Source organism: Pseudomonas baetica, from assembly GCF_002813455.1.
Lineage (GTDB): Bacteria > Pseudomonadota > Gammaproteobacteria > Pseudomonadales > Pseudomonadaceae > Aquipseudomonas > Aquipseudomonas baetica.
Map to the genome: position 1 here is coordinate 1,218,588 of NZ_PHHE01000001.1, position 25,006 is coordinate 1,243,593.

The window sequence follows — 25,006 nt, forward strand, 5'->3', positions numbered from 1 at the left end:
CGGCCCGCACACAAAAAATCTGACACTCTCTAAAAAGGGCAATGGCCAAGAAGCCTGTGACCATGCCTAAACCTGTCGTCAAGCCAAACCCTGTAACCAAACCTGCGCCGACCAAGCCAGTCGCTCCGATCAAACCACCGGTCAAGCCAGTCGCTCCGATCAAACCACCGGTCAAGCCAGTCGCTCCGATCAAGCCACCGGTCAAGCCCATTGCACCAGTCAAACCGCCAGTCAAACCGCCAGTCAAGCCTGTTGTGCCGGTCAAGCCCCCAGTCAAACCCGTTGCGCCAGTCAAACCACCGGTCAAACCGGTTACGCCGACCAGGCCTGCCAAGCCTGGCGAGACTACTCCACCTGTTGAAGTGAAGCGGCCGCCAATGCCTTGGCCGACCATTAACTTCAATATCGACCCGGTTGCCCTGGCGACACTTATTATCAGCCTGGGTGGCGTTGTTAATGCGGATGGCTCGACTTCGCTGCCCGATGGCAGCCTGATCGATGCCGATCAAAATTCGCTGAAAGGCCCGGATGGCGTTATTCACCATCAGGACGGACGCGTCGAATTTCCCGATGGACGGATTGTCTGGCCGGATAGTACGATCGAATATCCTGATGGGCGTATTGTTTGGAAAGACGGAACAGAAAAACTTCCAGATGGCAGTATCAGGTACACGGACGGTTTGGCTTACGATGCGGCAGGTAATCTGATTTCGGAATAATTTAAATATTCTTTAATGTGTCAAAGTTCGTGATTTTTTGCACCACGGCAGAAAAAAGAAACACCGCGGACTTGTCCTCAAGTCAGCGGTGCTTCTTGTTTTTCAGTTAGAAAGTTTGTGGCATCTCACCGTTGGCCAGACGCTTGTTGATGTCGGCAATCACTTCCGGCAGGTCGGTGATGGTGTCAATCATGTAGTGCGGGCGCGAACCTTCGAACAGGGCGTGGATACGCTTGCGTTCGCTGGCCAGTTCGTCGCTGCCCAAGGCACGGAAACCCTCGTAATCGAGCCCCAGCGCATTACCCGAGCAGATCAGCGCCACAGTCCACATGCCGGCGCGGCGGCCCTCGAGGATGCCCGGCACGGTATCGTCGATCTTCACGCAGGCCGCCACATCGTCGATACCCAGCGCAATCACGTTGGCCAGTGCCTGCGCCGGCCATGGGCGGCCGTTCGGCACTTCGTCGGTGGCGACGACGTGGTCGGCGATATAGCCGTTGGTCGCGGCCAGTTCGACGACTTTGTCCATCACCTGTTTCGGGTAGCCGGAGCAGGAACCGATCTTGATCCCTTGCTGGCGCAGGTTAGCGATGGTTTCGAGGGCGCCGGGAATCAGCGCCGAATGCTCGGCGATTTTTTCGATCTGCAGCGGCATGAAGCGGTTGTAGATCGCGGTGACGTCATCGTCGGTCGGGGTGCGGCCAAACGCCTTGCGATAACGCTCCGCCACCTGCGGCTGATCACACAGGGTGCGGATGTGATCCCACTTGCCCATGCCCATAGGCCCGCGCGCTTCTTCGATGGAGACCTGAACGTCGAATTCAGCGAAGGCTTCGACGAAGATCTGGGTGGGTGCGAAAGAGCCGAAATCGACCACGGTGCCGGCCCAGTCGAGGATGGCGGCTTGCAGCTTGGTTGGGTTTGCGTAGTTCATGGCAATCAAATTCCTGAGTTGGCAATGCAATTCAAACTGTGGGAGCGAGCCTGCTCGCGAAGGCGTCGTGTCAGTCGACATCAATGTTGAATGTGCGACCGTTTTCGCGAGCAGGCTCGCTCCCACAGGGATTGGTGGTGTTCTTAGATCTCGAGCACTTCCATCTCGCGCAGCACTTCACCTACCGCCGCGACTGCTTCGCGCATTTGCGCCGGGCTGACGTGGCCGATACAGCCGACGCGGAAGGTTTCGACCTGGGTCAGTTTGCCGGGGTAGAGGATGTAACCCTTGGCCTTGACCCGTTCGTAGAAGTCCTTGAACTGATAGCGCGGGTCTTCCGGCGCATGGAACGTGGCGATGATCGGCGCCTGAATCGCTGTTGGCAGGAAGCTGCGCAAACCGAGTTTGGCCATCTCTTCCATCAGCGCCTGACAGTTGGCCGCGTAGCGCGCATGCCGCGCCGGCAGGCCACCTTCTTCGTTGTATTGCAGCAAGGCTTCGTGCAGCGCGGCGACCACATGGGTTGGCGGGGTGAAGCGCCATTGACCGGTTTTCTGCATGTAGGCGTGCTGGTCAAACAGATCCATCGCCAGCGAGTGCGAATTGCCTGCTGCAGCGGCCAACGACTCTTTGCGAGCGAAGACGAAGCCCATTCCCGGCACACCTTCCAGGCATTTGCCGGAGGCGGCGATCAGCGCATCGAACGGCACGGTCTGCGCATCTACCGGCAGCGCGCCGAAGGAGCTCATGGCATCGATGATCAGGCGTTTGCCGTGTTGCTCGATAACCTGGGCAATTTCCGCCAGCGGATTGAGGATGCCGGTGCTGGTTTCGCAGTGGATCAGCGCGACGTGGGTGATATCGCCATCGGCGCGCAGCAGACGATCTACGTCGGCGGCAGTGGTCGGTTCGTCTTCAGCGGTTTCGAAAGTGCTGAAGGAGCGGCCGAGCACTTCGCAGATTTTCGCCAGACGCTTGCCGTAGGCGCCGTTGATCAGCACCAGCACTTTGCCGTCGCGTGGCACCAATGTACCGATCGCCGCTTCGACCGCAAAAGTGCCGCTGCCCTGCAACGGCACGCAATGGTGAGTGGCGGCGCCGTTGAGGATCGCCAGCAGTTGCTCGCAAAGGCTGGCGGTCAGTTGATTGAAGCGGTCATCCCATGACCCCCAGTCGACCATCATCGCCTGGCGGGTGCGGGCCGAAGTGGTCAACGGGCCGGGAGTGAGCAGGATGGGTTCGGCGATACTCATTCGTGTGTCCTCGGGAAGCGCTGTGGGATGAAGCTACGGGGCATACGTTGCAATTCGCCGTTGCATCAATCAAATTGTTTGTTGTTATGCCAGCCATCAGTGAGGGTTATTCATGAACCTGTTTCAACTCCGCGCGTTCGATGCCGTGGCCCGTGAAGGCAGCTTCACCCGTGCTGCTGCCCGCTTGTTCATCAGTCAGCCTGCGGTCACCGGGCATATCAAGGCGCTGGAGGAGCACTACCAGATCACCTTGTTGCGGCGCACCGCACGACGGGTGGAACTGACCGAGGAGGGCACCAAACTGGCGGCGATCACTCGGGCCATGTTTGGTCTGGCGGAAGAGGCGCAGGCGATGCTCGAAGCCAATCGACAATTGCTCACCGGGCGACTGGAGGTGGCGGCGGATGGCCCGCACATGGTCATGCCGATGCTGGCGAGTCTGCGTTCGCGGTATCCAGGGATCACGGTCAATCTGCGTCTGGGCAATGCGCAGGAAACCCTTGCCGCGCTGTTATCCGAGCACGCGGACGTCGCCGTGCTGACCGAAGTCGAGCCGCGCAAAGGCTTGCACCTGCAAGCGCTGAGCGAGTCGCGGATTTGCGCCTTGGTGCCGGCCGGGCATCCGTGGGCGGTGCGCTCTTCAGAGGTGAAGCTCAAGGAACTGGATCAGGTGATCATGGTGCTGCGCGAGCCGAGTTCGATCACCCGGCGCACCTTCGATCAGGCGTGTACGCAGGCTGCGGTTAATCCGCGAGTGTTGCTGGAACTCGATAGCCGGGAAGCGGTGACGGAAGCGGTCGCCGCAGAACTGGGCGTCGGCGTGGTGTCCTCCGTGGAAGTCAGCCACGACCCGCGCGTGGTGGCGATTCCGATTGTCGGCGAGGGGCTGGTAAACCGGCACATGATTGGCTGCATGGAGCGGCGGCGGGAGTTGCGGCTGATTCAGGCGTTCTTCGACTTGGCGCCAGTCTGAGACACCGCGGCGCCTCATTCGCGAGCAGGCTCGCTCCCACACTGGTCTTGCGGCATACACAAATCCCCTGTGGGAGCGAGCCTGCTCGCGAAGGGGCCATCACTGTTTCACAAGGCTTTCGCGAACCATATCGAGAAACGTCGCCACCACCCGTCGCGAACTCTGCTCACGCAAGCACACCAGTGTCTCGGTCAAACGCCGGGTGCAATCGGTAATCGGCAACGCACAGACCCGCGAGTCCGCACCAAACTCCGCAGCCGAAACAACCCCCACGCCAATCCCCACCACCACCGCCTCACGCGCCGCTTCCCGGCCTTCGACCTGAATCGCCGGACGAATGCGAAACCCGGCGCGGGCCATTTCCTCTTCCAGCGTCTGTCGCGTCACCGAGCCGTGCTCGCGCAAGACCAGCGGCGTGTCATCCAGATCCGCCAGGCAGATCGACTCGCGCTCGGCCCACGGATGATTGCGCGAAACGAACGCCACCATCGGGTCGTTGCGCAATGGCACGCTGAGCAAACGTTCATCACTGACATCACGCCCCAGTAGCGCCAGATCGGCCTGATAGTTGAACAACCGAAACAGCGATTCATCGGTATTGCCCGTCTCGATCTTCACGCTGATCCCCGGATAGCGCTCGCAGAACCGCGCGATCTGCGGCAACACATGCACCGGCGCATCCACCGCCAGAATCAGGCTGCCGGTCTGCAAGGCCTGGGATTCCTGAAGCAGTTCCTGGGCTTCGGCTTCAATCACAAACAGGCGCTGAGTAATCGTCAGCAAGCGTTCGCCGAGGTCAGTCAAACGCACGGAACGTTTATTGCGATGAAACAATAAAACGCCGAAGCGTTCTTCCAGTTTGCGCACCTGGTCGGAAATCGCCGGTTGCGTGAGGAAAAGCCGCTCGGCGGCCCTGGTGAAGCTTCCATGCACGGCCACGGCGTGAAAGGCTTTGAGCTGGGCGTGGGACACCGACATGAGGCCTCCAGTAACAAGCTGAGCTTATGAGTGAAATACGATAAATCGATTTTATTTATTAAACAGTAATTGCTTTGATCCGCTCACGCCATCGCTGACTGCCCGTTCGTGCAGCAACGCTGGCGATGAGCCTGTGCGTGCAACAGCAGGACTCATCTGACCGGTATCGCCATAGGGATGGGGTGATATCGCAGTGCTCAACAATAAAAAAACACAGGCGTTTACTTAACGATTCTGCCGGCACACTCACACCCTGAGGTCAGAACCACAATGAACAAGCACATCGGCACCATTGCGCGTTGGCGCATGCAGATTTTCGCTATCACCTGGCTCGCGTATGCCGCTTTCTACTTCACCCGCAAAGCGTTTTCGGTGGCCAAACTGGGCATCGGCGAAGACCCGACCTTCATGCTCGACAAGATGACGATGGCCAATCTGGATGCCATCTATCTGGCGGCTTATGCCATCGGCCAATTCACTTGGGGCATGCTCGCCGACCGCTTTGGGCCCAGGGTCGTGGTGCTCGGTGGTTTGCTGATTTCCGCTGCGGCGGCGCTGGTGATGGGCAGTTTCGCGACGTTACCGATCTTCGCCACCTGCATGTTGATCCAGGGGTTGGCGCAGTCCACGGGATGGTCGGGGTTGTGTAAAAACCTCGGCAGTTTTTTCCCCTCCGAGCAGCGCGGGCGAGTGCTCGGGTTGTGGAGTTCCTGCTATGCGTTTGGCGGTCTGGTTGCCTCGCCGTTCGCCGGATGGTGGGCCTATACGCTGGTCGGTAGCTGGCACGCGGCGTTTATTTCCAGTGCGGCGGTGGTCGCGGTCGTGGCGGTGTTGTTCTTTATTTTTCAACGTAACAAACCGGAAGACGTCGGCTTGCCGGCAGTGGAGCCAGAGCCGGAACTGAGCGCTGAAGAGACCGAAGCCAACAGCAAACTCAGCGTTTGGGAGCCGTTGAAGGAGATCCTGCGCAACCGCACGGTGTTGGTGCTGGGTCTGGCGTATTTCATGTTGAAACCGGCGCGCTACGCGATTTTATTGTGGGGCCCGGTGATCGTCTTCGAGCAGATGCCCAGTGTCGGCAAGGTGGGGGCGGCGATTATTCCGACCTCGTTTGAGCTGGCCGGGTTGCTCGGGCCGATCATGATCGGCCTGGCCTCGGACAAACTGTTCGGCGCCCGGCGCATGCCGGCCTGCGTCTTGAGTCTGCTGGCGTTGACCGTCACCCTGGCACTGTTCATGGGCGCCTTGCAGACCGGCAGTGTGTTGCTGGTGGTGGCGTTGCTGTTCGTTATGGGCCTGACCCTGTACGGCCCGGACTCGATGATCAGCGGCGCGGCCGCCATCGACTTCGGCAAAGCCAAGGCCGGCGCCACCGCCGCTGGATTCGTCAACGGTTGCGGTTCGGTCGGTGCGGTGCTCGGCGGTTTGCTGCCGGGTTATTTCGATACGGTGACGGTGTTCATCGTGTTCGCCGGTTGCGCGCTGTTCTCGGCGCTGGTGCTGATTCCGCACTGGAACAGCCGTCCGGTCGGCGTGATGGAGCCGCGCGCGTCCATCCCCAATAGCCCGTTGACGATCAAACCTCTGCGTTCTTGAAACCCCTTGCCTCGCGGCCTGCTGCAACGTTCGCGGCAGGCTGAGTCGTGGCCATTTGACTGGAGAATCCCATGAGACCGTTTTGGCTGGAGCAGGCCTTGCAGGCCGACGCATCCGAAACCTGCCCGTCGCTGCAAGGCGAAGTACGCAGCGATGTGTGCATTGTCGGCGGCGGTTACACCGGGTTGTGGACGGCGATCATGCTCAAGCAACAGGACCCGGAACTGGATGTGCTGTTGATCGAGGCCGACATCTGCGGCGCCGGTGCCAGCGGGCGCAATGGCGGTTGTGCGCTGTCGTGGTCGGCGAAATATTTCACCCTTGAACGCTTGTTCGGCGTCGAGGAAGCCGTGCGACTGGTCAAGGAATCCGAGCGCAGCATCCACGCCATCGGTGAGTTCTGCGAGCAATACGGCGTCGATGCCGATTATCGGCTCGACGGCACGCTTTACACCGCCACCAACCGTGCGCAGGTCGGTTCGACCGACGCGGTGATCGCGGCGCTGGAGCGCAACGGCATCAACTCGTTCAGCCAGCGCCCGGTCGCCGACGTGCAGCGCATGGCCGGTTCGAGCAAGCATCTGGAAGGTTGGTTCTCGCCGGCCGCCGCCAGTGTGCAACCGGGCAAACTGGTGCGCGGGCTGCGCCGGGTGGCGTTGCAACTGGGTGTGAAGATCCACGAGAACACGGCGATGACAGGGTTGCAGGAGGGCCGTCCGGCGCGCCTCCAGACGCCGAACGGCAACGTTGTCGCCGACCGTGTGGTGCTGGCGATGAACGCGTGGATGGCCCGCGCCTTCCCGCAGTTCGAGCGCAGCGTGGCAATCGTTTCCAGCGACATGCTGATCACCGAACCGCGCCCGGACCTGTTACAGGACATCGGTTTGACCAGTGGCGTCACCGTGCTCGATTCGCGGATTTTTGTGCACTATTACCACAACACCCCGGACGGCCGGATCATGCTCGGCAAGGGCGGCAACACCTTCGCCTATGGCGGGCGGATGCTGCCGGTGTTCGATCAGCCATCACCGTATGCCGGGTTGCTCAAGCGCAGCCTTGGCGATTTTTTCCCGGCGTTCGCCGACGTCAAGGTCGACGCAACCTGGAACGGGCCGTCCGATCGCTCGGTGACCGGTTTGCCGTTCTTTGGCCAGATGAGCAACAGCGGCAATGTGTTTTACGGATTCGGTTATTCCGGCAGCGGCGTTGGCCCTTGCCACATGGGCGGGCAGATTCTCGCGTCGCTGGTGCAGGGAGTGGACAACCCGTGGACGCGCTCGCCGCTGGTCAATGGGCCGCTGGGTTACTTCCCGCCGGAACCGATCCGCTATCTCGGCTCGTTGATGGTGCGTAACGCCATCCGCCGCAAGGAGCGTGCCGAAGACCATGGGCGACGGCCCCGGCATCTGGACGTGCACCTGGCGAAATTCGCCGCGGCGGCGGGCAAGGCCGACAAGGGTTGAGTCCCATCAGCAGTGAGTCTGTGTGGCGATGCCTCAGGCGGGGCAACACTATGTGCCGTTGAGCAGCCAATCAAGCAGCAAGCCGTTGTCCCGCGCAGCCAGTGTTTCGCGCGGCGCCGGATTGCGCGAATGGCCCAGGCATACAATCGGCCGGTCAGGATCGCTGTCGAGGAAGCTCACCCACACTTCACTGCCGGCGCAGGGCAGTTCAGCGGCGGCCATTCGGCCATTGGCGCAGGTCATGGCGATGGGCAGCCAGATTGCGTCGGATTCGACCGCTGGCGAGTGTTCCGACGGCCACAGCCGGACAGCGATGCGCCCGTGCTCGTCAAGGCGCGCCGGTTGCCCCGACGCGCCGATGACCTGCGCCAGGTGATACCCGGCGATGCTCGGGCGCAGTTGTTTGAGCGGGGGGCGAAAGTCGGTTGACCAGGGTTGTGCGGTGAAGTCGTTGTAGTAGCGATGCACGGTGGGCGTCGGGTCGAGAATCGATGGATGTTGCCCATGGTGGCGTAATGAGGTGATCCGCCATTGCTCATTGAAGTGGCTGATCGGATGCTCCGAAACCTGCAATAGATGCCCGCAGCGCAAACCGACGCAGTCGCTGCGACCATGGAATGAGCGATGCAGACAACGTTGTCGCTCCAGATGGCGACGACTGCGTTGCTCGTCATGGCGGTGTTCCGGTGCCGGCATCGGCGGCCGTGGCGTTGACGCGGTCTGATTGGCCGCATCCTCGGCCGGCGCCTTTTGCCCTCGATTGCGCACAACGTGCAGGGTGGGGATGGGCGCGGCGTGGTGATGCTGGTACAGCGCGCTGACGCTGGGTGAGGGTGTTGGTTCGTCGACCGTGAATGGCAGCAGTGTCGGCGTTTGCGGCAGACTCAGGCTGTCATCGGCGAACACAACGGTGTGGCCGCTGGCGTGATGCTCGAAGTGGTAGTGGATGCCTTCTTCTTCGCACAGCCGTTGCAGCAGCGCCAGATCGCTTTCCTCGTACTGGATGCAAAACGGTCGTGCGGGATAATGGCCCACGGTCATTTCAATGCGGTAGCTGTGCGCCGGCAAGGCGTTTTCGTCGAGCAATTGCTGAATAATCTGTGGCACGCTCAGTTGCACCAATACCCGTCGCCTTTCTGGTTGTGCCAACGTCTGCAGGTACGGCACCAACGTCAGCCGGTAGCCGATTCGATACGTCCCGCGGTGTTCGCAACGGGCGCTGTGGATCATGCCGTGGACCCCGTGATGGTCGTCCAGTTGCACATAGGCCGTCTGCTGCAACAGCGTAGCTGTCGCCATGGCCGGGGCCAGGCCGATCAGTTCGATGTCGAAGCGAAAAGGCTGGTTGAGCGCTTCTTCACCGACAAAACGCAACACGGGCAGGCGCAAGCCGCTGTCGATCAGGGTCAGGGTGAACGGACTTTCCTTGTCATTGAGCATTCGCACAGGCTCTGTCAGGCAATACGGGCCTCAGAGAGTACGAAACCGCGGCGCTGAATAGTCATCGCAAAAGGGTTTTTCAGAATCGCCCTACGAGCTCTGGCGAAGATGTCGATTTCACATTGGATTTTTTGGTCGATTGCCGACTTTAGGCCGTATAAACTTGGCGCCACGCGTCGGCCAATAGATGTCTCGGCGCCACAGATCAAGAGAGTGAGTAATGGGCGCACAGTGGAAGGTTAAACACAAAGAAGCGGCAGCCAACGCCAAGGGCAAGATCTTCGGCAAACTGGTGAAAGAAATCACCATCGCTGCCCGCAACGGTGCCGATACCGCCACCAACGCACACCTGCGTCTGGTGGTCGATCAGGCCAAGAAAGCCTCGATGCCCAAGGAAACCCTGGACCGCGCGATCAAGAAAGGCGCGGGTCTGTTGGGCGAAACCGTGCAATACCATCGTGTGACCTACGAAGGTTTTGCACCGCATCAGGTTCCGTTGATCGTCGAGTGTGTTACCGACAACATCAACCGCACCGTCGCGGAAATCCGCGTGGCATTCCGCAAGGGCCAACTGGGCGCTTCCGGCTCTGTCGCCTGGGACTTCAACCATGTGGGCATGATCGAAGCCTCGCCGGACACCCCGGACGCCGATCCGGAAATGGCCGCGATCGAAGCCGGTGCCCAGGATTTCGAGCCGGGCGAAGACGGCGCGACCCTGTTCCTGACCGATCCGACGGACCTCGACGCCGTGCAGAAAGCGCTACCGGAGCAAGGCTTCACCGTGCTGTCGGCGAAACTCGGCTACCAGCCGAAAAACCCGGTGAGCGGCCTGAGCGACGAGCAAATGGCTGAAGTTGAAGCGTTCCTCGAAGGCCTCGACAACCACGACGACGTGCAGGACATGTTTGTCGGTCTGGCTGGCTGATTTGTTTTATTTGTAGCACTGTCATCGCGGGCTTGCCCGCGATTGACCGCGTAGCGGTCACGGCTTTTTCAGTACCGCAACCACTTCACTGAACCCCGGTCGCCCCGGCACATCCGCCTGACAGCAACGCCGCTGCAGTTCCTCCAGCTCCCCACGCCGCTCATCACTCAACCCTGAGTCGATCCGCGCGAGCAACTCCCCAAGCAAAACCCCGAACGCGCGCACCTCAATGCGTTGCAGCGCCCGTGTTTCGACGTTGTCCGTGGTGGCATGGAACGACGCCGCGCCGAAATCCCCCAGCAAACAGTCCCCCTGATCATTCAACAGAATGTTGTGCCCGTAGAGATCGCCGTGGGTGATGCCTTGCTGATGCAGATGCTCGGCCGCCGAGGCGATGCCCTTGGCAATGCGCAGCACCACATCGGCGCTGAAGCGGCAATCCTCGGCGTACACATCCCGTGAGCAGGAGGCCAGGCTTGGCAACCCCGCCAGGTTGCGAAAGCTTGGATCAATCAGTTGCATCACCAGCCCCTGCTGTCCGTCGGGGTGGCCAGTGATGCGGCCTTCAACCCGGATCAGGTTCGGGTGCAGCCCGGCGGTGATGCAGGCGTTCATTTCGTGCAGCGGCGAGCCGTCGCTGGTCATCTCGCCTTTGTACAGCTTCACCGCGACTGGCTGCCGTGAACCATCGGCGCGCTGCCAGATCGCCCGGGAAATCACCCCGGAAGCGCCTTCGCCCAGTTGCTGCTCCAGGTGCAACGCCGACCAGTCGATCTGCGGCGTGGCTTCAAGGGCGGCGGCGTCGGCTTCGGTTTCCAGCGGATTGCCGGCGTAGGCCAGCCACGTCAGGCGCGGCAACGTCAGCAGCTGTTGCGGCAGTTCGGTGAGGCGGTTGGCGGCGATGCGGATCAGTTCCAGCCGGTTGCAGTTGCCCAGCGATGGCGGCAGCGATTGCAGGCGATTGCCGGCCAGCATGAGTTTCTGCAAGTAAGGACGTTCGCCCAGTTCGCCTGGCAGGGTCTCGATGCAGTTGTCGGTCAGAATCAGCCAGCGCAGCAGCGGTGGCAGGGCGGCACCGGGCACATTGACGATGCGGTTGGCCTTGAAGCCGACCATCGTCAGTGCGGCGCATTGGCCGAGGCAGGCGGGCAGTTCGCTGAACTGGTTGTCGGAGCAGAACAGTACGCGCATTCGGGTCAGTCGATGCAGGTCATCCGGCAGACGGTTCAAGTTGTTGCCGCTGAGGTTGAGCACCTCCAGAGAGTCGGCCAGATCAAAGATCTCCGGCGGAAATTCGGTCAGGCCGCAGGACAGATCCAGCCGCGTGATGCCCGACAACTCGCCGGCGCGCAATTGAGCAAGGGTGTGCATGAAGTTCTTCGCAATAGAGGGGTCGCAGGAATGGCCGACATGATAGCGGTAGATGCCTGCTCAGCGCAGAGGAAACCCTGTAGGCGCTGCCGAAGGCTGCGCCTACAAAGGGTGCGGTGCTGTGGTCAGATCCTGCAGTTGCCCCAAGCGGCTGCGCGTGCGGGCCAGATCGATCGCGTTGCCCGCCAGACTTTCGCCCAGCGGCAGTGTGCCGAGCAGGCTCAGGTGTTTGTCCTGATCGTAGAGCACGTCGATCAGATTGATGAAGCGCTGTTGCGCAGCGATCGAGCATTCAGCCAGTTCCGGTAGATCGTCGATGATCCAGTGGTCGAACCGCCGACACAGTTCCAGATAGTCCATCACTGCAGTTGGTTCTTCGCACAGATCAGCGAAGGTAAAACCGACGCGCCGGCCCTCGCACACACGTGCCTGAATCTGCCGGGTGCCGACCGTTAACGGCAGGGGCGGTGCATTCTGCGCCGGCAGATTCAGCGCCTGACGTTGAGCCGGTGTGGCCGGCCACAGGTAGCGTCCGTGGGTGAAAACCTGATGTGCGTGATTGCGCGCCTGACTGCGGTAATCGTGGGGGCCGCCGACTTCCATGATCTGCATGCGCGAATTGATCAGCTCGATCACCGGTTTGAACCGCGCGTGATAAAGCGGATTCGGCAGCAGGCCTTCCGGGGCATAGTTGGAGGTCACCAACAACAGAATCCCGCGCTGGAACAGTGCCTTGAACAACCGTGTAATCAGCATTGCATCGCCGATGTCATGCACATGGAATTCGTCGAAACACAGCACCCGACAGTCCTGCAATAACTCATCGAGCGTGAGGGCGAGGGCATCGTCCTGTTGGCGATGGCGGAACATGCCCTGATGCAGTTGGGCAAAGAATTCATGGAAATGCAGGCGCCGTTTCTGCTCCATCGGCAGGGCCTGGAAAAAGCCATCCAGCAGCCAGCTCTTGCCGCGTCCGACGGCACCGTACAGATACAGGCTCGGCGGTTTTTGCGCTGCGCCGCCGAACAACAGACTGGCCTGCTGCGCCATGCAATCGATGACGCGCTGCTGGCTCTGGCTGAGGATGTAACCCTGATCGTGGGCTTTGTTTCGCATGTAATCGCGGATCAACCGGGCACTGGCGTCATGGCCGGCGCTGGCGGGCAGACCTTTGCCGAACAAACGGCGCAACGCCAGCCAGCGCTGGGTCAGTGGCGAACGTTTCGGCGGGTGGGTGGGCACTCTGCGGTCACTCCGTATGCGTCAAACCGGCTCTGGGGCGCGGCAGCGTAGTGTAACCAGACGCACCGTCAGCCTTCTACCGCAGCCGCCCGAGAGTGGGCGGTCACTGAACAATAATGTGCGGCGTGTAGAGGAATTTTCAGCAACTGGATTCTCCGCATTGCCAACCTTTCGAAACATATCCCGGCGTTTGCGTGGATCCAATCGACTGGCGCAATCGCAGTCCGTTGCTAACCTGAAACACAATAACGACGACGCGAGCACCGACAAGGAAGGGCGCAGTGAATGTACGTGTGGTCATGGGCCTGCTGGGTGTGTGTGTTGCACCTGTATACGCGGCGGATCTCCAGGTCGAAGTACGGGTCGACGTGCAGCGCGGCTGTCAGTTGATTGGCCAGCAGCGCGAGGCCGGTATCGAACAACTTGGCGTGCTCGATTTCGGCAGTACCGCGCGCCTTGACGATCCTGCAGGGCCGCTGGGGGCGGCGTTGACCAATCAACGGCTGCCGCGCCTGGAATGCAACCCGGACACGCCGTATCAGATGCGTGTCGATGGCGGTTTGCATGGCGGCGTCGGCGAAGTTCGCTACATGGCCGGCGCGGCTGACAGCCAGCCGATTCCGTATCGCTTGTATCAGGACGCCGCGCGACGGGTGCCGTTGGTGGTGGATGTACCGGTCAGCGGTCGGGTGCCGGACAGCGGCACTGTGGAGTTGCCCTTGTACGCGCGGATCGAGCGCCTGGCGCAAGTGCCCAGGGTCAGCCGTTACTCCGATCTGGTGAAAGTGACGGTCACCTGGTGATCGCAAGGTTTTAACCGGCAATCCGCTGGATTCGGGTTGTTCATGGAAGGTGTTCAGCGATGAACGTGATGGTGAGTCATTCCTCAAGGAGCAGGGGCGGACACAATGACAGGCAGACACTGGATGGTCATGGCGGCAGGCACGCTGCTGTTGCTCGCGGACGAAGCGCAAGCGGCGGTCAGCGGGCAGATAAATGCGCGGCTGATCCTGATCGCCGGCTGCGAAGTGACCAATGCCAGCGATCCCTCCGGCCCGGTCAGCGACCTGGGCAAGCTTGATTTCGGCCGGCAGGGCCCGACCTGGGACGCGCCGATCAAGGCCAGCCTCGATGGCGATAGCAGCGGCAAACTCAACGTCGCCTGCAACCCCTCGGTCACCGGTTTCACCGTCACCATCGACGGTGGTGCCCACGGTGACGGCACCACTCGGCGCCTGAGCAACGGCCGCCAGACCCTTCCTTATCAGCTGTTCCTCGATGCCTCCGGCAACCAAAGCTACAGCATCGGCCAGCAACACAATTTCGCTGTCACCAGCGGTGCGCAGATACCCATTCCGGTATTTGGCTCGGTGGTGGCGAATACCCGCGCGGTTCCGGCAGGGGTCTATACCGACACCCTGACGGTGACGCTCGACTGGTAACCCCGTAGAGGACGGACACCATGCGTACGTTTGCATCAAGGATAGGTTTGTCGCTGCTCGGCCTGACGCTGGTTTCCAGTGCCAACGCCGCCACCACTGTCACCGGCCAGATCACCTCCAGCCTGATCCTGATCAGCAGCTGTCAGGTCAACGGCGCCGGCGGCTCCACGGGGCTGAACTTCGGTGCGTTGAACTTCGGCACCGCCAACAGCCTGTTCACCACCGCCACCGGGCAAGTGTTGGGCGGCGGCGGCGGGGCGTTGTCGATTCTGTGCTCGAGCGGCACCACGCCGACGGTCAAGGTGCGTGCCGGCTCCCACGACGGTATGTCGCCGGGCGGTACGCGCGCGCTGTACGACGGTGTCGCCAACTACGTGCCGTATGACTTGTATACCGATGCCGGGCATTCGCAGCTACTGGCGATCGACGGCACGATCAATCTGGCGGCCAGCACCGGCGTGGCGCAAACGGTGAACATCTACGGTCAGGCAGTGGGCAAGGCCGGTTTACCCGCCGGGACCTACACCGACACCGTCGCTGTTGAACTGACGTTCTGATGCCATGCGCCGTCAAGGCTGCATTGCGCTGCTCCTGCTCTGTGCGGGCAGTGCGCCGCTGCCGCTGACAGCAGCGACCAATCAGAGCTTTCAGGTCAGCGCTACGATCACGGCGGGGTGTCTGGTGGTGGGTGGGGTGTCGAACTATGGCGGGCTGAATTTCGGTTCGCGTTCGGCCCTGGCCACCGGCACGGTGCAGGTCGCACTGACCGGCGGTGTGCAGTTGCAATGCACACCGGGGGTGACATTGAACATGAGCGTCGATGGCGGCCAGTACAACAGCAGCGGCCGGCACATGCAGGTCAGCAGCGGCACTGCGCGGGTGGCGTATGCACTGTTTCGCGACGCCGCGTACAGTCAGAGCCTGGGGATTGGCCAGAGTGTGGCAGTGGCCTATAGCGATGCGAACAACATCAGCCTGCCGATTTACGGTCAGGTGCAATTGCCCGGCAATCAGCCGGGGGGGACGTACAGCGACGTGTTGCAGGTGCAGCTGTCGTGGTAGGGCGAAATTTGAATGGCCGACAAGGAGCAGGTAGATGGGGGCAGTTATGTCACGGCATTCGTGGGTGCAGTGCGCGATGTTGGCGCTGGTCATGCTCGGGGCAGGTCACACGCAGGCAGCCAGCTCGGTATTGATCTGGCCGATTGATCCGGTTCTTGAGGCCGACCAACAGGCCAGCGCGCTGTGGCTGGAGAACCGTGGTAACGAAACCGCCAATCTGCAGATTCGCGTCTTCGCCTGGAGCCAGAACGGTTTTGCAGAGCAGTACCAGAATCAGCGCGACGTGATCGGCAGCCCGCCCGTGGCGAAGATCGAACCGGGGCAGAAACAACTGGTGCGCCTGACCCGAACCAAAGACGTACCCCCCGGGCAGGAACTGGCCTATCGAATCATCATCGACGAAATCCCTTCCGCACAAACGGCCTCCGCCGAGGGTGGCAAGACTGCAGCGGCCATTCGCTTTCAAATGCGTTATTCAGTGCCGCTGTTTGCCTACGGCGCGGGGCTGTGGAGCAAAGAGGACAGCACTCGGCCGCGAGATCCCAAAGGCATCGGCCTGCCGCAGTTGAGCTGGCGCACGGTGGCGGTCGATGGTCGACCCTACGTGGAGGTGCGCAATCAGGGTGCGGTCCATGCCCGGCTGACCGATGTGGCGATCAAACAGGGTGGGCAGAGCAAGCCATTGGCTGAAGGCCTGCTGGGTTACGTGCTGCCGGGCGCAGTGATGCGTTGGCCGGCACCGGGTTCTCTGGCCGGCGATTCAGCGTTGCAGGTGCGGGTCAACGGTGCGACGCAGGTGCAGAGCGTGACTCCGTCGCGGTGATTGAGTCGAGCCCGGGTCTTTGACGTCGAGCAAGCAGTGTCAGGAGGATTGAGTCCATTGACGGATGTAAAGCGCGTATGAGCCCAGGATGGGCTCGCCGTATTCGGCGTCCGTTGTGGCTCGTGACCGGCGCGTGTTGCCTGGTGTTCGTTCAACCATCCGGGGCCGGCGAGCTGCCGCCGCCTCCGAGCGGCATGGAGGCCGTGAGTGATGCACAGCTGTTTCTGGAACTGGTCGTCAACCAGATGAATACCGGGCGCGTGGTGGCGGTGCAGCAGCGCGGCGGGCGGCTGTTCCTGCCGGCCACGGCGTTGCGCGAGACCGGGATGAAATTGCCCGATAGCCTTGGCGCGGAAGTCGATCTCGACAGCCTGCCGGGGCTGCACAGCGAGTACGACAGTGTCGGTCAGCGGTTGCTTCTCGACGTACCGCCGGACTGGCTGCCGGAGCAATTGATCGGCAATCGCCAGGCCTATCCACGAACCCCGGCGCTGAGCAGCTTCGGCGCGCTGTTCAACTATGACCTGTACCTCAACGACACCGACGATGCCGGCACCTATCTGGCGGCGTGGAACGAAGTGCGCCTGTTCGACAGCTGGGGCACGTTGTCCAACACCGGGCAGTACCGGCGCACCTTGTCCGGTGATTCCGTCAGTACGCTGAACAACGGCTACCTGCGTTATGACACCACGTGGCGTTACTCCGATGACGAGCGAATGCTCACCTACGAGGCCGGCGACGTGATCAGTGGTGCGTTGCCCTGGAGCAGTTCGGTACGCCTGGGCGGCGTGCAGTTCTCCCGGGATTTCGCGGTGCGTCCGGATCTGGTGACCTATCCATTGCCGCAATTTGCCGGCGAAGCGGCGGTGCCGTCCTCGGTGGATCTGTTTATCAATGGCTACAAGTCCAGCAGTGCCGACCTGCAACCGGGGCCGTATACGCTGACCAACATTCCGTTCATCAACGGCGCTGGCGAAGCGGTGGTGGTGACTACCGATGCGCTGGGTCGGCAGGTGTCGACCACGGTGCCGTTTTATGTCACTAGCAGCTTGCTGCAAAAAGGCTTGAGTGATTTTTCCGTGGCCGCCGGCACGTTGCGTCGCGACTACGCCCTGAAGGATTTCAGCTATGGTCCCGGCGTAACCTCCGGTAGTTTTCGTTACGGCGTCAGCGACAGTTTCACCCTCGAGAGCCATGCTGAAGCCGCTGAAAATCTCACCCTCGGCGGGCTCGGCGGCAACCTGCGCCTGGGCAATTTCGGTGTGCTCAACAGCGCCATCAGCCAGAGCCGTTTCGAGGGCGACGGTGGCGAGCAGTTAAGCCTCGGTTATCAGTACAGCAACCAGCGTTTCAGCTTTTCCTGGCAGCGCCTGCAACGTCACGATCAATACGCCGACCTGAGCGTGGTCGACAGCCCCTACATCAGCCTCAGCCGCCGCAGCGAACAGGCCACCCTGAGCCTCAATCTCGAGCGCTGGGGCAGCCTCGGTGCCGGTTATTTCGACGTGCGCGCGGCCGACGATTCGCGCACGCGGCTGCTCAATCTGAGCTGGAGCAAACCGCTGTGGCGCAACAGCAGTTTCTATCTGTCGGCCAATCGTGAAATCGGCGACAGCCATTGGGCAGTGCAGGCACAACTGGTGATTCCGTTCGATCTGCGCGGCAGCCTGGCGATCAGCAGCGAACGCAGCAAGACCGGGCAAACCCAACAGCGGGTCAACTACAGCCGCGCGGTGCCATCCGAGGGCGGGGTGGGGTTCAATCTGGGTTACGCCAAGGGGGACGGCGCCGATTACCGTCAGGCTGACGTGACCTGGCGTCTGCAATCGGTGCAGTTGCAGGCCGGGGTGTATGGCACATCGGAGGCCGAAACCCGTTGGGCCGATGCCAGTGGTTCGCTGGTATGGATGGACCGGCAGGTGTTCGCCGCCAACCGCATCGACGATGCTTTTGTCGTGGTCAGCACCGATGGCTTCGCCGACATTCCGGTACGCTACGAAAATCAACAAGTGGGGCAGACCGATAAAAACGGTCATCTGTTAGTGCCGTGGAGCAGCGCCTATTACCGCGGCAAATACGAAATCGATCCGCTGAACCTGCCGGCCAATGTGCGCAGCCCTAATGTCGAGCAGCGTATTGCGGTGCGGCGTGGAAGCGGTTATTTGCTTGAGTTCCCGCTGTCCCGAGTGATTGCCGCAAGCATCGTTCTGGTTGACCCTCAGCAACGTGAATTGCCGTTGGGCGCAGGCGTACTGCATGAGCAGAGCGGCACGCGCACGGTGGTTGGTTGGGATGGTCTGGTTTATCTGGAAAACCTGCAGGCGCAGAACGCGCTGCAAGTGACCCTGGCGGATGGCAAAACCTGTCAGGCGCAGTTCAATGTCGACATGAACCAGACTCAGGTGCCGCTGATCGGCCCGTTGGTGTGCCAATGATCGGCGCCCGTTTGTTTCTGTGGCTGGCGCTGATGCTGCCGGGGGCGGCGCAGGCCCTGTGTTCAGTGGTCGGTACAACGCCGGCGGCATTCGGTTCAATCAGCTCGATTGCGTTGCGCACCACATCGCAGCCCAGTTCGACACTCAATGGCGGTTTGAGCTGCACCGGTTCGCTGTTGTCGCTGCTCACCAGCAACGATCACTTCTGGGGAACAGTCTCTTCGGCCCAAAGCGGATTGCTCGGGCCGAGCGGCGATGTGATCAATTACACGATCTACGCCAACAACAGCACCAGTTACCCGCTGACCCGCGGCACCGCCTTTGACTTCGCCCGTAACGGCATCATCGATGCCTTGGGATTGCTTGGGGGGACGACGCCGAAAACCGTGCCGCTCTATTTGCGGACGACCATCGGCAGCAATGTCGCTGCGGGGGTGTACACCGAAACCCTGAGCATTTTCTGGAACTGGAATTACTGTTCGGGGATTGGCATCGGCAGTATTTGTCTGGGACGTGATATCAACAGCGGAACATCCACGTTGACGGTGAACCTGACGGTTTCCAACGACTGTACGATCACCGCGCCGAATATCGCCTTTGGCAGCGCCCCGGTGGTCAGTGCCTTCACACCGGTAACCGGGCAGACCATCAATCTGGCCTGCACCAAGGGCAGCGCCTACACCGTAGGCTTGAGCGACGGGCAGAACCCGGTGAGTGTCGGTGGGCGACGGCGAATGATTTCCGGGAGTAACTACCTGGCCTATGACATCTTCAAAAGCGCCGGCACCACACGGTGGGGCAGTGTGGGTGGCGCACGTCGTGCGAGCACCGATGCCGAGGTCAATCCGGGCAACGGGCTGGGCACTGGCAGCCAGATTTTCAATTTCAACGCCAAGATCTACACCGACCAGACCACACCGCCGGCGGGGACGTATCTGGACAATGTGGTGCTGGATGTCGGTTTCTGAGCTGGCACCGCACGACCCCCTGTAGGCGCTGCGGAACGCTGCGATCTTTTGATCTTGATTCTAAAAAACAGGATCAAAAGATCGCAGCGTGCCGCAGCTCCTACAACGGTTATGCAGTATTTTCAGAACTGCTTGAGCAGTGTGGCGGCCGGTGTATCAACCGGGCTGACAATCGCATAGTTATAGCCGCCCCCCGACCAATATTCGGCGCGCAAATCCCCATCACTGCGGCTGCCCCGAGGCAGAAAGGTGTTTTGCGGCCCAGGTGGCCGCACATAGAAACTCACCCTGTGCCCGCTGCCATCCTCATACATCACCATCGCTGCCGGCCCTTCATCGGTACTGAGCAGGCGTCCACTGACGGGCTCAAAACCGGCCGACTTCAGATCGGGCAAGCGACCCGCCTGAGTGAAATAGCGGTCGAGCCAGCGCTGCATATCGCCGTCGCCGTCGACCTTGTAATCGGCCGGCAACAGGCCTTGCTGGGCAATCAATCGATACGCCTGCAAGGCGTCGGTCATCGGCAGCACGGAGGAGCGCACGAGGGTCATTTCCCGGGCCTGCCAGCCGCTGAAACCGCCGACGCTCACCGCAATCAGCAACACCGCGGCGCTGGCCAGATGGCGGCGTGACTGCTGCTTGCGGCGCTGGCGAATCATCGCCGGATCGAGCGCCGGATTGGCCGGTTGCTGCAACGCGCCACTGAGGGCTGCGCGCAGTTGCTGGGCATCTTGTTGCCAGGCGCGCACTTGCGCGGCTGCATCCGGATGACTGGCCAGCCAGGTTTCCAGCACACGCCGGTCGGCGTCGCTGAGTTGGTGGTCGACGTAAGCGTGCAGGTCACGCTCGCTGGGAGGCAGGCTGATCATTTGAGTATCCGCAAAGAAGGGCTGTTGATTTCGCCTTCGCTGAGTTGGCGCAAGGCCTGGCGGGCGCGGGACAGGCGCGACATCACGGTGCCGATCGGGGCGCCGAGAATCTCGGCGACCTCTTTATAGGAAAGGCCTTCAACCGAAACCATCAGCAGCAGGGCGCGCTGTTCGGTAGGTAATCGGTCGAAGGCTTGCAGGGTCGATTGAGCGATCACGGTGCGCTCGACCGACGGTTCGGCATCGTCGCGACCGGTGAAAAATTCGAGCATCCGCGCATAGCGGCGCGAGCGGCGATGAGCATCGAGAAACTGTCGGTAGAGGATCGAAAATAGCCAGGCGCGCAGGTCGCCGTCGGCGCGTTTGTCGCCCCAACTCGACAGGGCCCGTTCAAGGCTCGCCTGCACCAGATCGTCGGCGCTGCTGCTGTTGCGCGTCAGTGACACGGCAAAGCGGCGCAATCTGGGAATGATTTCTCTCAACTGTTCGTCGAATTCGCTCATGAGTTTCTGCAAGTCACTACGCTGTGGACTAGGGAGACGTCCGTCGCTGGAGGTTATTCCACGATCGGAAAAATAAATACCGGGCCCGTGGAATAAACCTTGCTGGGGTGCGTCTTGCTGATTCTTCCTACTTGTGGCCGATGGCCCTGGAGTTATTCATGGTTGATCGCACTTCACCCACAGGCGGGCCGCAGCGTCCGCCACTGAGTGCCGCGAGCCTGATAGTGCGTCTTGGCGGCATTGCCGTCGTGGTCGCCGCCGTGGCCGGGGCGTTTGCCTACGTGCATGGCAACTTCGACCCACAACGTCTGACGCCCAAAGCGCTGGTCGATGTGCTGGAGAAGAACAACGGCGTGCATCCCGGATTTCGCCGCAATCACGCCAAAGGCGTGTGCGTGATCGGCCATTTCGAGAGCAGTGGCGAGGCGCGGGTGTTCTCCACCGCGCAGGTGTTCAACGAGCCACGCACTCCGGTAGTGGGGCGTTTTGCATTGCCGGCGGGCAATCCTTATGCACCGGATAGCGCCGTGCCGATTCGCAGTCTGGCGCTGCGTTTCACCCAGGCCAATGGTCAGCAATGGCGTACCGGCATGAACAGTATGCCGGTGTTCCCGGTGGGGACGCCTGAGGCGTTTTATCAATTGCAGCAGGCGCAATCGCCAGATCCGGCCACGGGTAAACCCGATCCGGGCAAGGTTCCGGCGTTCTTTGCCGCGCACCCCGAAGCCGTACCGTTCCTGACTTGGGTGAAGACCGCGAAGCCGTCGGCCAGTTACGCTACCGAAACCTACAACAGCGTCAATGCGTTTTATCTGGTGGACGCCAGCGGGGAAAAACAGGCCGTGCGCTGGAGCATGACACCGCTGGCCCAGGATGCTGCAGGTGCCACCGCCCCTGAGGGCAGCGACTTTCTGGAAAAGGATCTGGTGCAGCGCTTGGCTGCCGCGCCACTGCGCTTTGCGTTGAATATCACCTTGGCCAATCCCGATGATCCGGTGAACGACGCCAGCAAAACCTGGCCCGCCGGACGTAAGGTGTTGAACGCCGGCACGTTGGTGCTGGACAAGACCCAGCCGCAACTGAGTGGCGAGTGCCGCGATATCAATTACGACCCATTGGTGCTGCCGTCCGGCATTCAAGGCACCGACGACCCGTTGCTCGCCGCACGTTCGGCCGGTTACGCCGATTCCTATCTGCGGCGCACCAGCGAAGTCAGCCAGTTGCCCGCCGCCAAACAGGAGGCTCGCCCATGAGCACGCAACCGACACATTTCGCCCTGTTGGCGCGACTGCTGCACTGGCTGATGGCGGTAATGATCATCGCGATGCTGTTCATCGGTGCCGGCATGGTCACTTCGGTTTCACAGCGTCATGAATGGCTGATCCATCTGCACAAGCCGTTGGGCATCGCGATTCTGGCGCTGGTGATCGTGCGGATTGTGGTGCGCTTGGCGACGCGCCAGCCGCCGCTGCCGGCGGACCTGCCGGACTGGCAGGTGTTCGCGGCCAAGGCATCGCACCTGTTGCTCTACGGCTTGATGCTGGTGCTGCCGCTGCTCGGTTGGGCGATGATCAGCGCATCGGGTGAGCCAGTCATGCTCAGCACTTCGCTGCAATTACCGTCCATTGTTCCGGCCGATGCGCAGTTGTTTGCGTTGCTGCGCAAAGCGCATGGCTATCTGGCGTATCTGTTGTTCCTGACGGTGCTGCTGCACTTGGCGGCGGCGCTGTTCCATGGCTGGGTGCGTCGCGACGAAGTGCTCTCCAGCATGTTGCGTGGGCGCGATCGCGATTAACCCGTTGGGGCGGCGCATTGTGTGGATGCGCCACTTTCCCCGGCGCCACGGCGTTGATGCCTGCACCCAGCAGGCACACGCCGTACCAACCGGCCCATGCGGTTGTGCGAAGTACACATTGCCCACGGCAATACCGCAGGCAACGGCGAACAGCCGCACCACGCTAGATCGCAGACAAGCTGCGATCTTTTGGTATTGCGAGGGCAGAGGTTCAGCGCAGCGTACCGACCATGTCGGCAATGGTGGTCAAAACATCTTTACCCAACTGCATTGAGCGTTTGCCCGACCAACCGGTGTGCGCATTCGGTGCGTCGTCGTGATCCTTGAAGGGCATTTCCAGCGTCAGCGACAGGCAATCGAACTTCTGGCCGACGCTGTTGCATGCCAGCGTCATGTTGGCCTGGCCTGGTTCGTCGCGGGTGTAGCCATACTTGGTCTGGAAGTCTTTGGTGGTGTGCTTCAAGTGGCTGCGGAAATGCTCTTCGAGTTTTTCCAGCCGTGGTGTGTACCCCGGATTACCTTCGCAACCGGCGGTGAAAACGTGGGGGATTTCCTCATCGCCGTGTACGTCGAGGAACAGATCGACGCCGTACTTTTCCATCTGCTGCTGTACGAACAAGACCTCAGGGCTGACTTCCTGACTGGCACTCTGCCAGGCGCGGTTGAGGTCCTGACCCATGGCGTTGGTGCGCAGGTTACCGTGGAAGGCACCATCGGGGTTCATGTTCGGCACCAGGTAGAGGTCGGCACCGGCGAGCAATGTGTTCAGCACCGGGTCATCGTTTCTTTCCAGACGTTCGATCACGCCTTCCATGAACCATTCGGCCATGTGCTCACCGGGATGCTGCTGGGCGATGATCCAGACCTTGCGCTGACCCTGCGCACCGCTGCCTTTGCGCAGCAGCTGGATGTCGCGCCCCTCGACGCTTTTGCCGGTGGCCAACAGTTCGGTGCCGGCTTTGGTCAGCGCCTGCTCGATCAGCCAGTCGTGGCGACCACGGCTGTAAGGTTCGAAATAGGCAAACCAGGCGTGAGTCTGCGTGGCTTCAAGCGAGAAGCGCAGGCAGTCGCCTTCGAATATGGTCGGTACGCGGAACCAGTTGACGTGGTCGTAGGAGGCCACGGCTTGATAACCGGTCCAGGCCTTGTTGTACGAAGACTGGCTGGCGTTGTTCAGGCGAAACCAGTGTTCCTGGCCGACATGCAGGCCGCTGGCCTTGAAGTGGAACCACTGGAAATGCGCGCTGCGCATGTCTGGTCGAATGGCCAGAACCGGGTTGAGCGGATTACTGATGTCGATGACTTGGATATTGCCGCTGTCGAAGTTGGCGCTGATGTCGAACGAAGATTTGGCCACGGTCATAATCGGTTCCTGAATATGATTTTTATGGCGGCTACTTTAGCAGGCTGGGGTGAAACGGAGGAGAATCGCGGGGGTGTTGGCGGGGGCGTCCTCCATGACGCGGACGCAGCTTAGTGTCTGTGCGATTGATTCTCAAGTGCTAATTACCATTAGTTTGCCCCAATGGCGCCGAGCTTCTCTTGCCAAGCGATATTCTTTTGATATTATCCGCGCCATCGAATTTGCAACATCAAAGACTTCATTAGCCTGAAGACATAAGCCCGAAAAACGGGCAAAAAAAGACCCGGCAAAAAGCCGGGTCAAAAACCGTGATTAGCCTGATGAGGAGATAGTCCAGAAGACCGACCTAAGGTCTCTGGTCCATCGACTGATCTCGCGACCAGCTGCATGCAATAATAATCATTATCATTTGCAAGTCAAATGATTTTATCTGCTCGATTGGAAAATTCTTTCCTGTCCTCTCGAAATCTCTTCGTCACGCTTCTTCTTCGCCATCAAGCGAATGGTCGACCATCGCCCGCGCCATATCCACCATGTGTACTACCGAAAACGCCAGATCGCGACTTGCGCCTTGCAGGTTTTCGGCTGCCTTGAACGCGGTAGCGGCTGCGCAACGCAACAGATCCGAGGCATGCACCAGGGCTTCTTCACCGCTGAGGTGACGCCTGACGTCAAAAAAACGCTCATCAACCTCGGGTTCTGACACAGTTGGTTTCAAGTAGTAGTCCAGCGCACGCTGTGCTGCGGCGTTGCCTTGTGGCGAGGTGAAAGTGGTGTCCATCTGCAGGTCGGGCAAGTCTTTGCAGCTGATATTCATGGTGAAAGGTCACTCCTTGGTCGATTCAAATCCGT

The 25,006-nt window shown here is 60.8% G+C and carries 24 protein-coding genes; 14 read left to right on the top strand and 10 right to left on the bottom strand.

Translation table 11 applies throughout. The annotated features are described in order from the left end of the window. Positions 1-62 precede the first annotated feature (62 nt). A complete protein-coding gene (locus ATI02_RS32375) occupies positions 63-719 on the top strand; it encodes a hypothetical protein (RefSeq protein WP_157815130.1) in 657 nt (218 codons plus the stop codon). Positions 720-825: 106 nt separating this feature from the next. Here ATI02_RS32375 and phnX read toward each other — a convergent pair whose 3' ends face one another. Both phnX and ATI02_RS05530 read right to left on the bottom strand, forming a co-directional pair. Continuing rightward, positions 826-1,653 carry a phosphonoacetaldehyde hydrolase gene (gene phnX / locus ATI02_RS05525; protein WP_095189930.1) on the bottom strand — a complete coding sequence of 276 codons (828 nt, stop codon included), beginning with the start codon at positions 1,651-1,653 and terminating at the stop codon, positions 826-828. Between the two features lie 143 nt (positions 1,654-1,796). Beyond that, positions 1,797-2,906, bottom strand: coding sequence for a 2-aminoethylphosphonate--pyruvate transaminase (locus ATI02_RS05530; protein WP_095189929.1), 1,110 nt, complete (start codon positions 2,904-2,906; stop codon positions 1,797-1,799). 112 nt (positions 2,907-3,018) lie between these two features. On the opposite strand from ATI02_RS05530, the gene ATI02_RS05535 reads away from it, so the two are divergent. Beyond that, positions 3,019-3,879, top strand: coding sequence for a LysR substrate-binding domain-containing protein (locus tag ATI02_RS05535; RefSeq protein WP_100845682.1), 861 nt, complete (start codon positions 3,019-3,021; stop codon positions 3,877-3,879). Positions 3,880-3,978: 99 nt separating this feature from the next. Here ATI02_RS05535 and ATI02_RS05540 read toward each other — a convergent pair whose 3' ends face one another. After that, positions 3,979-4,857 (bottom strand): LysR family transcriptional regulator, encoded by an 879-nt coding sequence (locus tag ATI02_RS05540; protein WP_095189927.1) that lies wholly within the window; start codon positions 4,855-4,857, stop codon positions 3,979-3,981. Positions 4,858-5,127: 270 nt separating this feature from the next. Between ATI02_RS05540 and ATI02_RS05545 the strand changes: the two genes are divergently transcribed. Beyond that, the gene (locus tag ATI02_RS05545; RefSeq protein WP_095189926.1) at positions 5,128-6,453 is read left to right on the top strand and encodes an MFS transporter; all 1,326 of its coding nucleotides are present in this window, start codon (positions 5,128-5,130) and stop codon (positions 6,451-6,453) included. A 71-nt stretch (positions 6,454-6,524) separates the two neighbouring features. Further along, positions 6,525-7,916, top strand: coding sequence for an FAD-dependent oxidoreductase (locus ATI02_RS05550; RefSeq protein WP_095189925.1), 1,392 nt, complete (start codon positions 6,525-6,527; stop codon positions 7,914-7,916). Positions 7,917-7,964: 48 nt separating this feature from the next. Here ATI02_RS05550 and ATI02_RS05555 read toward each other — a convergent pair whose 3' ends face one another. Next, positions 7,965-9,356, bottom strand: a complete 1,392-nt coding sequence (locus ATI02_RS05555) for a type VI secretion system Vgr family protein (RefSeq protein WP_100845683.1) — start codon at positions 9,354-9,356, stop codon at positions 7,965-7,967. 220 nt (positions 9,357-9,576) lie between these two features. Here ATI02_RS05555 and ATI02_RS05560 point away from each other — a divergent pair, with 220 nt between their 5' ends. Then, positions 9,577-10,281, top strand: coding sequence for a YebC/PmpR family DNA-binding transcriptional regulator (locus tag ATI02_RS05560; RefSeq protein WP_100845684.1), 705 nt, complete (start codon positions 9,577-9,579; stop codon positions 10,279-10,281). Between the two features lie 57 nt (positions 10,282-10,338). On the opposite strand, the gene ATI02_RS05565 is transcribed toward ATI02_RS05560, so the two are convergent. Continuing rightward, positions 10,339-11,652 carry a leucine-rich repeat-containing protein kinase family protein gene (locus tag ATI02_RS05565; RefSeq protein WP_100845685.1) on the bottom strand — a complete coding sequence of 438 codons (1,314 nt, stop codon included), beginning with the start codon at positions 11,650-11,652 and terminating at the stop codon, positions 10,339-10,341. Positions 11,653-11,754: 102 nt separating this feature from the next. Then, on the bottom strand, positions 11,755-12,894 hold the full coding sequence (gene zapE / locus ATI02_RS05570) for a cell division protein ZapE (RefSeq protein WP_095189921.1): 1,140 nt from the start codon (positions 12,892-12,894) through the stop codon (positions 11,755-11,757). Between the two features lie 281 nt (positions 12,895-13,175). Here zapE and ATI02_RS05575 point away from each other — a divergent pair, with 281 nt between their 5' ends. The 7 genes from ATI02_RS05575 to ATI02_RS05605 all read left to right on the top strand — a co-directional run bounded on the left by ATI02_RS05575 (position 13,176) and on the right by ATI02_RS05605 (position 19,624). Beyond that, positions 13,176-13,697 (top strand): Csu type fimbrial protein, encoded by a 522-nt coding sequence (locus ATI02_RS05575; protein WP_425273599.1) that lies wholly within the window; start codon positions 13,176-13,178, stop codon positions 13,695-13,697. A 105-nt stretch (positions 13,698-13,802) separates the two neighbouring features. Beyond that, complete coding sequence (locus tag ATI02_RS05580; RefSeq protein ID WP_100845686.1) at positions 13,803-14,336, top strand: Csu type fimbrial protein; 534 nt, start codon at positions 13,803-13,805, stop codon at positions 14,334-14,336. Between the two features lie 20 nt (positions 14,337-14,356). Beyond that, positions 14,357-14,893 carry a Csu type fimbrial protein gene (locus tag ATI02_RS05585; protein ID WP_095189918.1) on the top strand — a complete coding sequence of 179 codons (537 nt, stop codon included), beginning with the start codon at positions 14,357-14,359 and terminating at the stop codon, positions 14,891-14,893. Positions 14,894-14,897: 4 nt separating this feature from the next. Further along, positions 14,898-15,398 (top strand): Csu type fimbrial protein, encoded by a 501-nt coding sequence (locus tag ATI02_RS05590; RefSeq protein WP_095189917.1) that lies wholly within the window; start codon positions 14,898-14,900, stop codon positions 15,396-15,398. 34 nt (positions 15,399-15,432) lie between these two features. Beyond that, positions 15,433-16,221, top strand: coding sequence for a fimbrial biogenesis chaperone (locus ATI02_RS05595; protein WP_095189916.1), 789 nt, complete (start codon positions 15,433-15,435; stop codon positions 16,219-16,221). Positions 16,222-16,298: 77 nt separating this feature from the next. Then, the gene (locus tag ATI02_RS05600; RefSeq protein ID WP_100845687.1) at positions 16,299-18,656 is read left to right on the top strand and encodes a fimbria/pilus outer membrane usher protein; all 2,358 of its coding nucleotides are present in this window, start codon (positions 16,299-16,301) and stop codon (positions 18,654-18,656) included. After that, positions 18,653-19,624, top strand: a complete 972-nt coding sequence (locus tag ATI02_RS05605; protein WP_100845688.1) for a Csu type fimbrial protein — start codon at positions 18,653-18,655, stop codon at positions 19,622-19,624. Before ATI02_RS05600 ends, ATI02_RS05605 begins: the two co-directional genes overlap by 4 nt. A 122-nt stretch (positions 19,625-19,746) precedes the next feature. Here the strand turns inward: ATI02_RS05605 and ATI02_RS05610 are convergent, their stop codons facing one another. Then, entirely contained in the window at positions 19,747-20,493 is a 747-nt protein-coding gene (locus ATI02_RS05610) for an anti-sigma factor family protein (RefSeq protein WP_095189913.1), read from the bottom strand. Continuing rightward, positions 20,490-20,996 carry a sigma-70 family RNA polymerase sigma factor gene (locus tag ATI02_RS05615; RefSeq protein WP_100845689.1) on the bottom strand — a complete coding sequence of 169 codons (507 nt, stop codon included), beginning with the start codon at positions 20,994-20,996 and terminating at the stop codon, positions 20,490-20,492. Before ATI02_RS05615 ends, ATI02_RS05610 begins: the two co-directional genes overlap by 4 nt. Before the next feature lie 158 nt (positions 20,997-21,154). Between ATI02_RS05615 and ATI02_RS05620 the strand changes: the two genes are divergently transcribed. Together ATI02_RS05620 and ATI02_RS05625 are read left to right on the top strand one after the other, a co-directional pair. Further along, entirely contained in the window at positions 21,155-22,249 is a 1,095-nt protein-coding gene (locus tag ATI02_RS05620; protein WP_100845690.1) for a catalase family peroxidase, read from the top strand. Then, positions 22,246-22,791 (top strand): cytochrome b, encoded by a 546-nt coding sequence (locus ATI02_RS05625; protein ID WP_095189910.1) that lies wholly within the window; start codon positions 22,246-22,248, stop codon positions 22,789-22,791. Before ATI02_RS05620 ends, ATI02_RS05625 begins: the two co-directional genes overlap by 4 nt. A 211-nt stretch (positions 22,792-23,002) precedes the next feature. On the opposite strand, the gene ATI02_RS05630 is transcribed toward ATI02_RS05625, so the two are convergent. Both ATI02_RS05630 and ATI02_RS05635 read right to left on the bottom strand, forming a co-directional pair. Beyond that, entirely contained in the window at positions 23,003-24,154 is a 1,152-nt protein-coding gene (locus ATI02_RS05630) for a M14 family metallopeptidase (protein WP_100845691.1), read from the bottom strand. Positions 24,155-24,629: 475 nt separating this feature from the next. Beyond that, on the bottom strand, positions 24,630-24,971 hold the full coding sequence (locus tag ATI02_RS05635) for a DUF6124 family protein (protein ID WP_095189908.1): 342 nt from the start codon (positions 24,969-24,971) through the stop codon (positions 24,630-24,632). Between the last annotated feature and the right edge of the window lie 35 nt (positions 24,972-25,006).

Excerpts from the sequence above, each read along its gene's own strand:
- ATI02_RS05600 (WP_100845687.1), top strand. The coding sequence starts at position 16,299 with ATGAGCCCAGGATGGGCTCGCCGTATTCGGCGTCCGTTGTGGCTCGTG.
- ATI02_RS05610 (WP_095189913.1), bottom strand. The coding sequence starts at position 20,493 with ATGATCAGCCTGCCTCCCAGCGAGCGTGACCTGCACGCTTACGTCGAC.
- ATI02_RS05635 (WP_095189908.1), bottom strand. The coding sequence starts at position 24,971 with ATGAATATCAGCTGCAAAGACTTGCCCGACCTGCAGATGGACACCACT.
- ATI02_RS05605 (WP_100845688.1), top strand. The coding sequence starts at position 18,653 with ATGATCGGCGCCCGTTTGTTTCTGTGGCTGGCGCTGATGCTGCCGGGG.
- ATI02_RS05620 (WP_100845690.1), top strand. The coding sequence starts at position 21,155 with ATGGTTGATCGCACTTCACCCACAGGCGGGCCGCAGCGTCCGCCACTG.
- ATI02_RS05545 (WP_095189926.1), top strand. The coding sequence starts at position 5,128 with ATGAACAAGCACATCGGCACCATTGCGCGTTGGCGCATGCAGATTTTC.
- ATI02_RS05565 (WP_100845685.1), bottom strand. The coding sequence starts at position 11,652 with ATGCACACCCTTGCTCAATTGCGCGCCGGCGAGTTGTCGGGCATCACG.
- ATI02_RS05535 (WP_100845682.1), top strand. The coding sequence starts at position 3,019 with ATGAACCTGTTTCAACTCCGCGCGTTCGATGCCGTGGCCCGTGAAGGC.
- ATI02_RS05590 (WP_095189917.1), top strand. The coding sequence starts at position 14,898 with ATGCGCCGTCAAGGCTGCATTGCGCTGCTCCTGCTCTGTGCGGGCAGT.
- ATI02_RS05630 (WP_100845691.1), bottom strand. The coding sequence starts at position 24,154 with ATGACCGTGGCCAAATCTTCGTTCGACATCAGCGCCAACTTCGACAGC.
- ATI02_RS05580 (WP_100845686.1), top strand. The coding sequence starts at position 13,803 with ATGACAGGCAGACACTGGATGGTCATGGCGGCAGGCACGCTGCTGTTG.
- ATI02_RS05530 (WP_095189929.1), bottom strand. The coding sequence starts at position 2,906 with ATGAGTATCGCCGAACCCATCCTGCTCACTCCCGGCCCGTTGACCACT.
- ATI02_RS05585 (WP_095189918.1), top strand. The coding sequence starts at position 14,357 with ATGCGTACGTTTGCATCAAGGATAGGTTTGTCGCTGCTCGGCCTGACG.
- ATI02_RS05540 (WP_095189927.1), bottom strand. The coding sequence starts at position 4,857 with ATGTCGGTGTCCCACGCCCAGCTCAAAGCCTTTCACGCCGTGGCCGTG.
- ATI02_RS05550 (WP_095189925.1), top strand. The coding sequence starts at position 6,525 with ATGAGACCGTTTTGGCTGGAGCAGGCCTTGCAGGCCGACGCATCCGAA.
- ATI02_RS05615 (WP_100845689.1), bottom strand. The coding sequence starts at position 20,996 with ATGAGCGAATTCGACGAACAGTTGAGAGAAATCATTCCCAGATTGCGC.
- ATI02_RS32375 (WP_157815130.1), top strand. The coding sequence starts at position 63 with ATGCCTAAACCTGTCGTCAAGCCAAACCCTGTAACCAAACCTGCGCCG.
- ATI02_RS05555 (WP_100845683.1), bottom strand. The coding sequence starts at position 9,356 with ATGCTCAATGACAAGGAAAGTCCGTTCACCCTGACCCTGATCGACAGC.
- ATI02_RS05625 (WP_095189910.1), top strand. The coding sequence starts at position 22,246 with ATGAGCACGCAACCGACACATTTCGCCCTGTTGGCGCGACTGCTGCAC.
- ATI02_RS05560 (WP_100845684.1), top strand. The coding sequence starts at position 9,577 with ATGGGCGCACAGTGGAAGGTTAAACACAAAGAAGCGGCAGCCAACGCC.
- phnX (WP_095189930.1), bottom strand. The coding sequence starts at position 1,653 with ATGAACTACGCAAACCCAACCAAGCTGCAAGCCGCCATCCTCGACTGG.
- ATI02_RS05595 (WP_095189916.1), top strand. The coding sequence starts at position 15,433 with ATGGGGGCAGTTATGTCACGGCATTCGTGGGTGCAGTGCGCGATGTTG.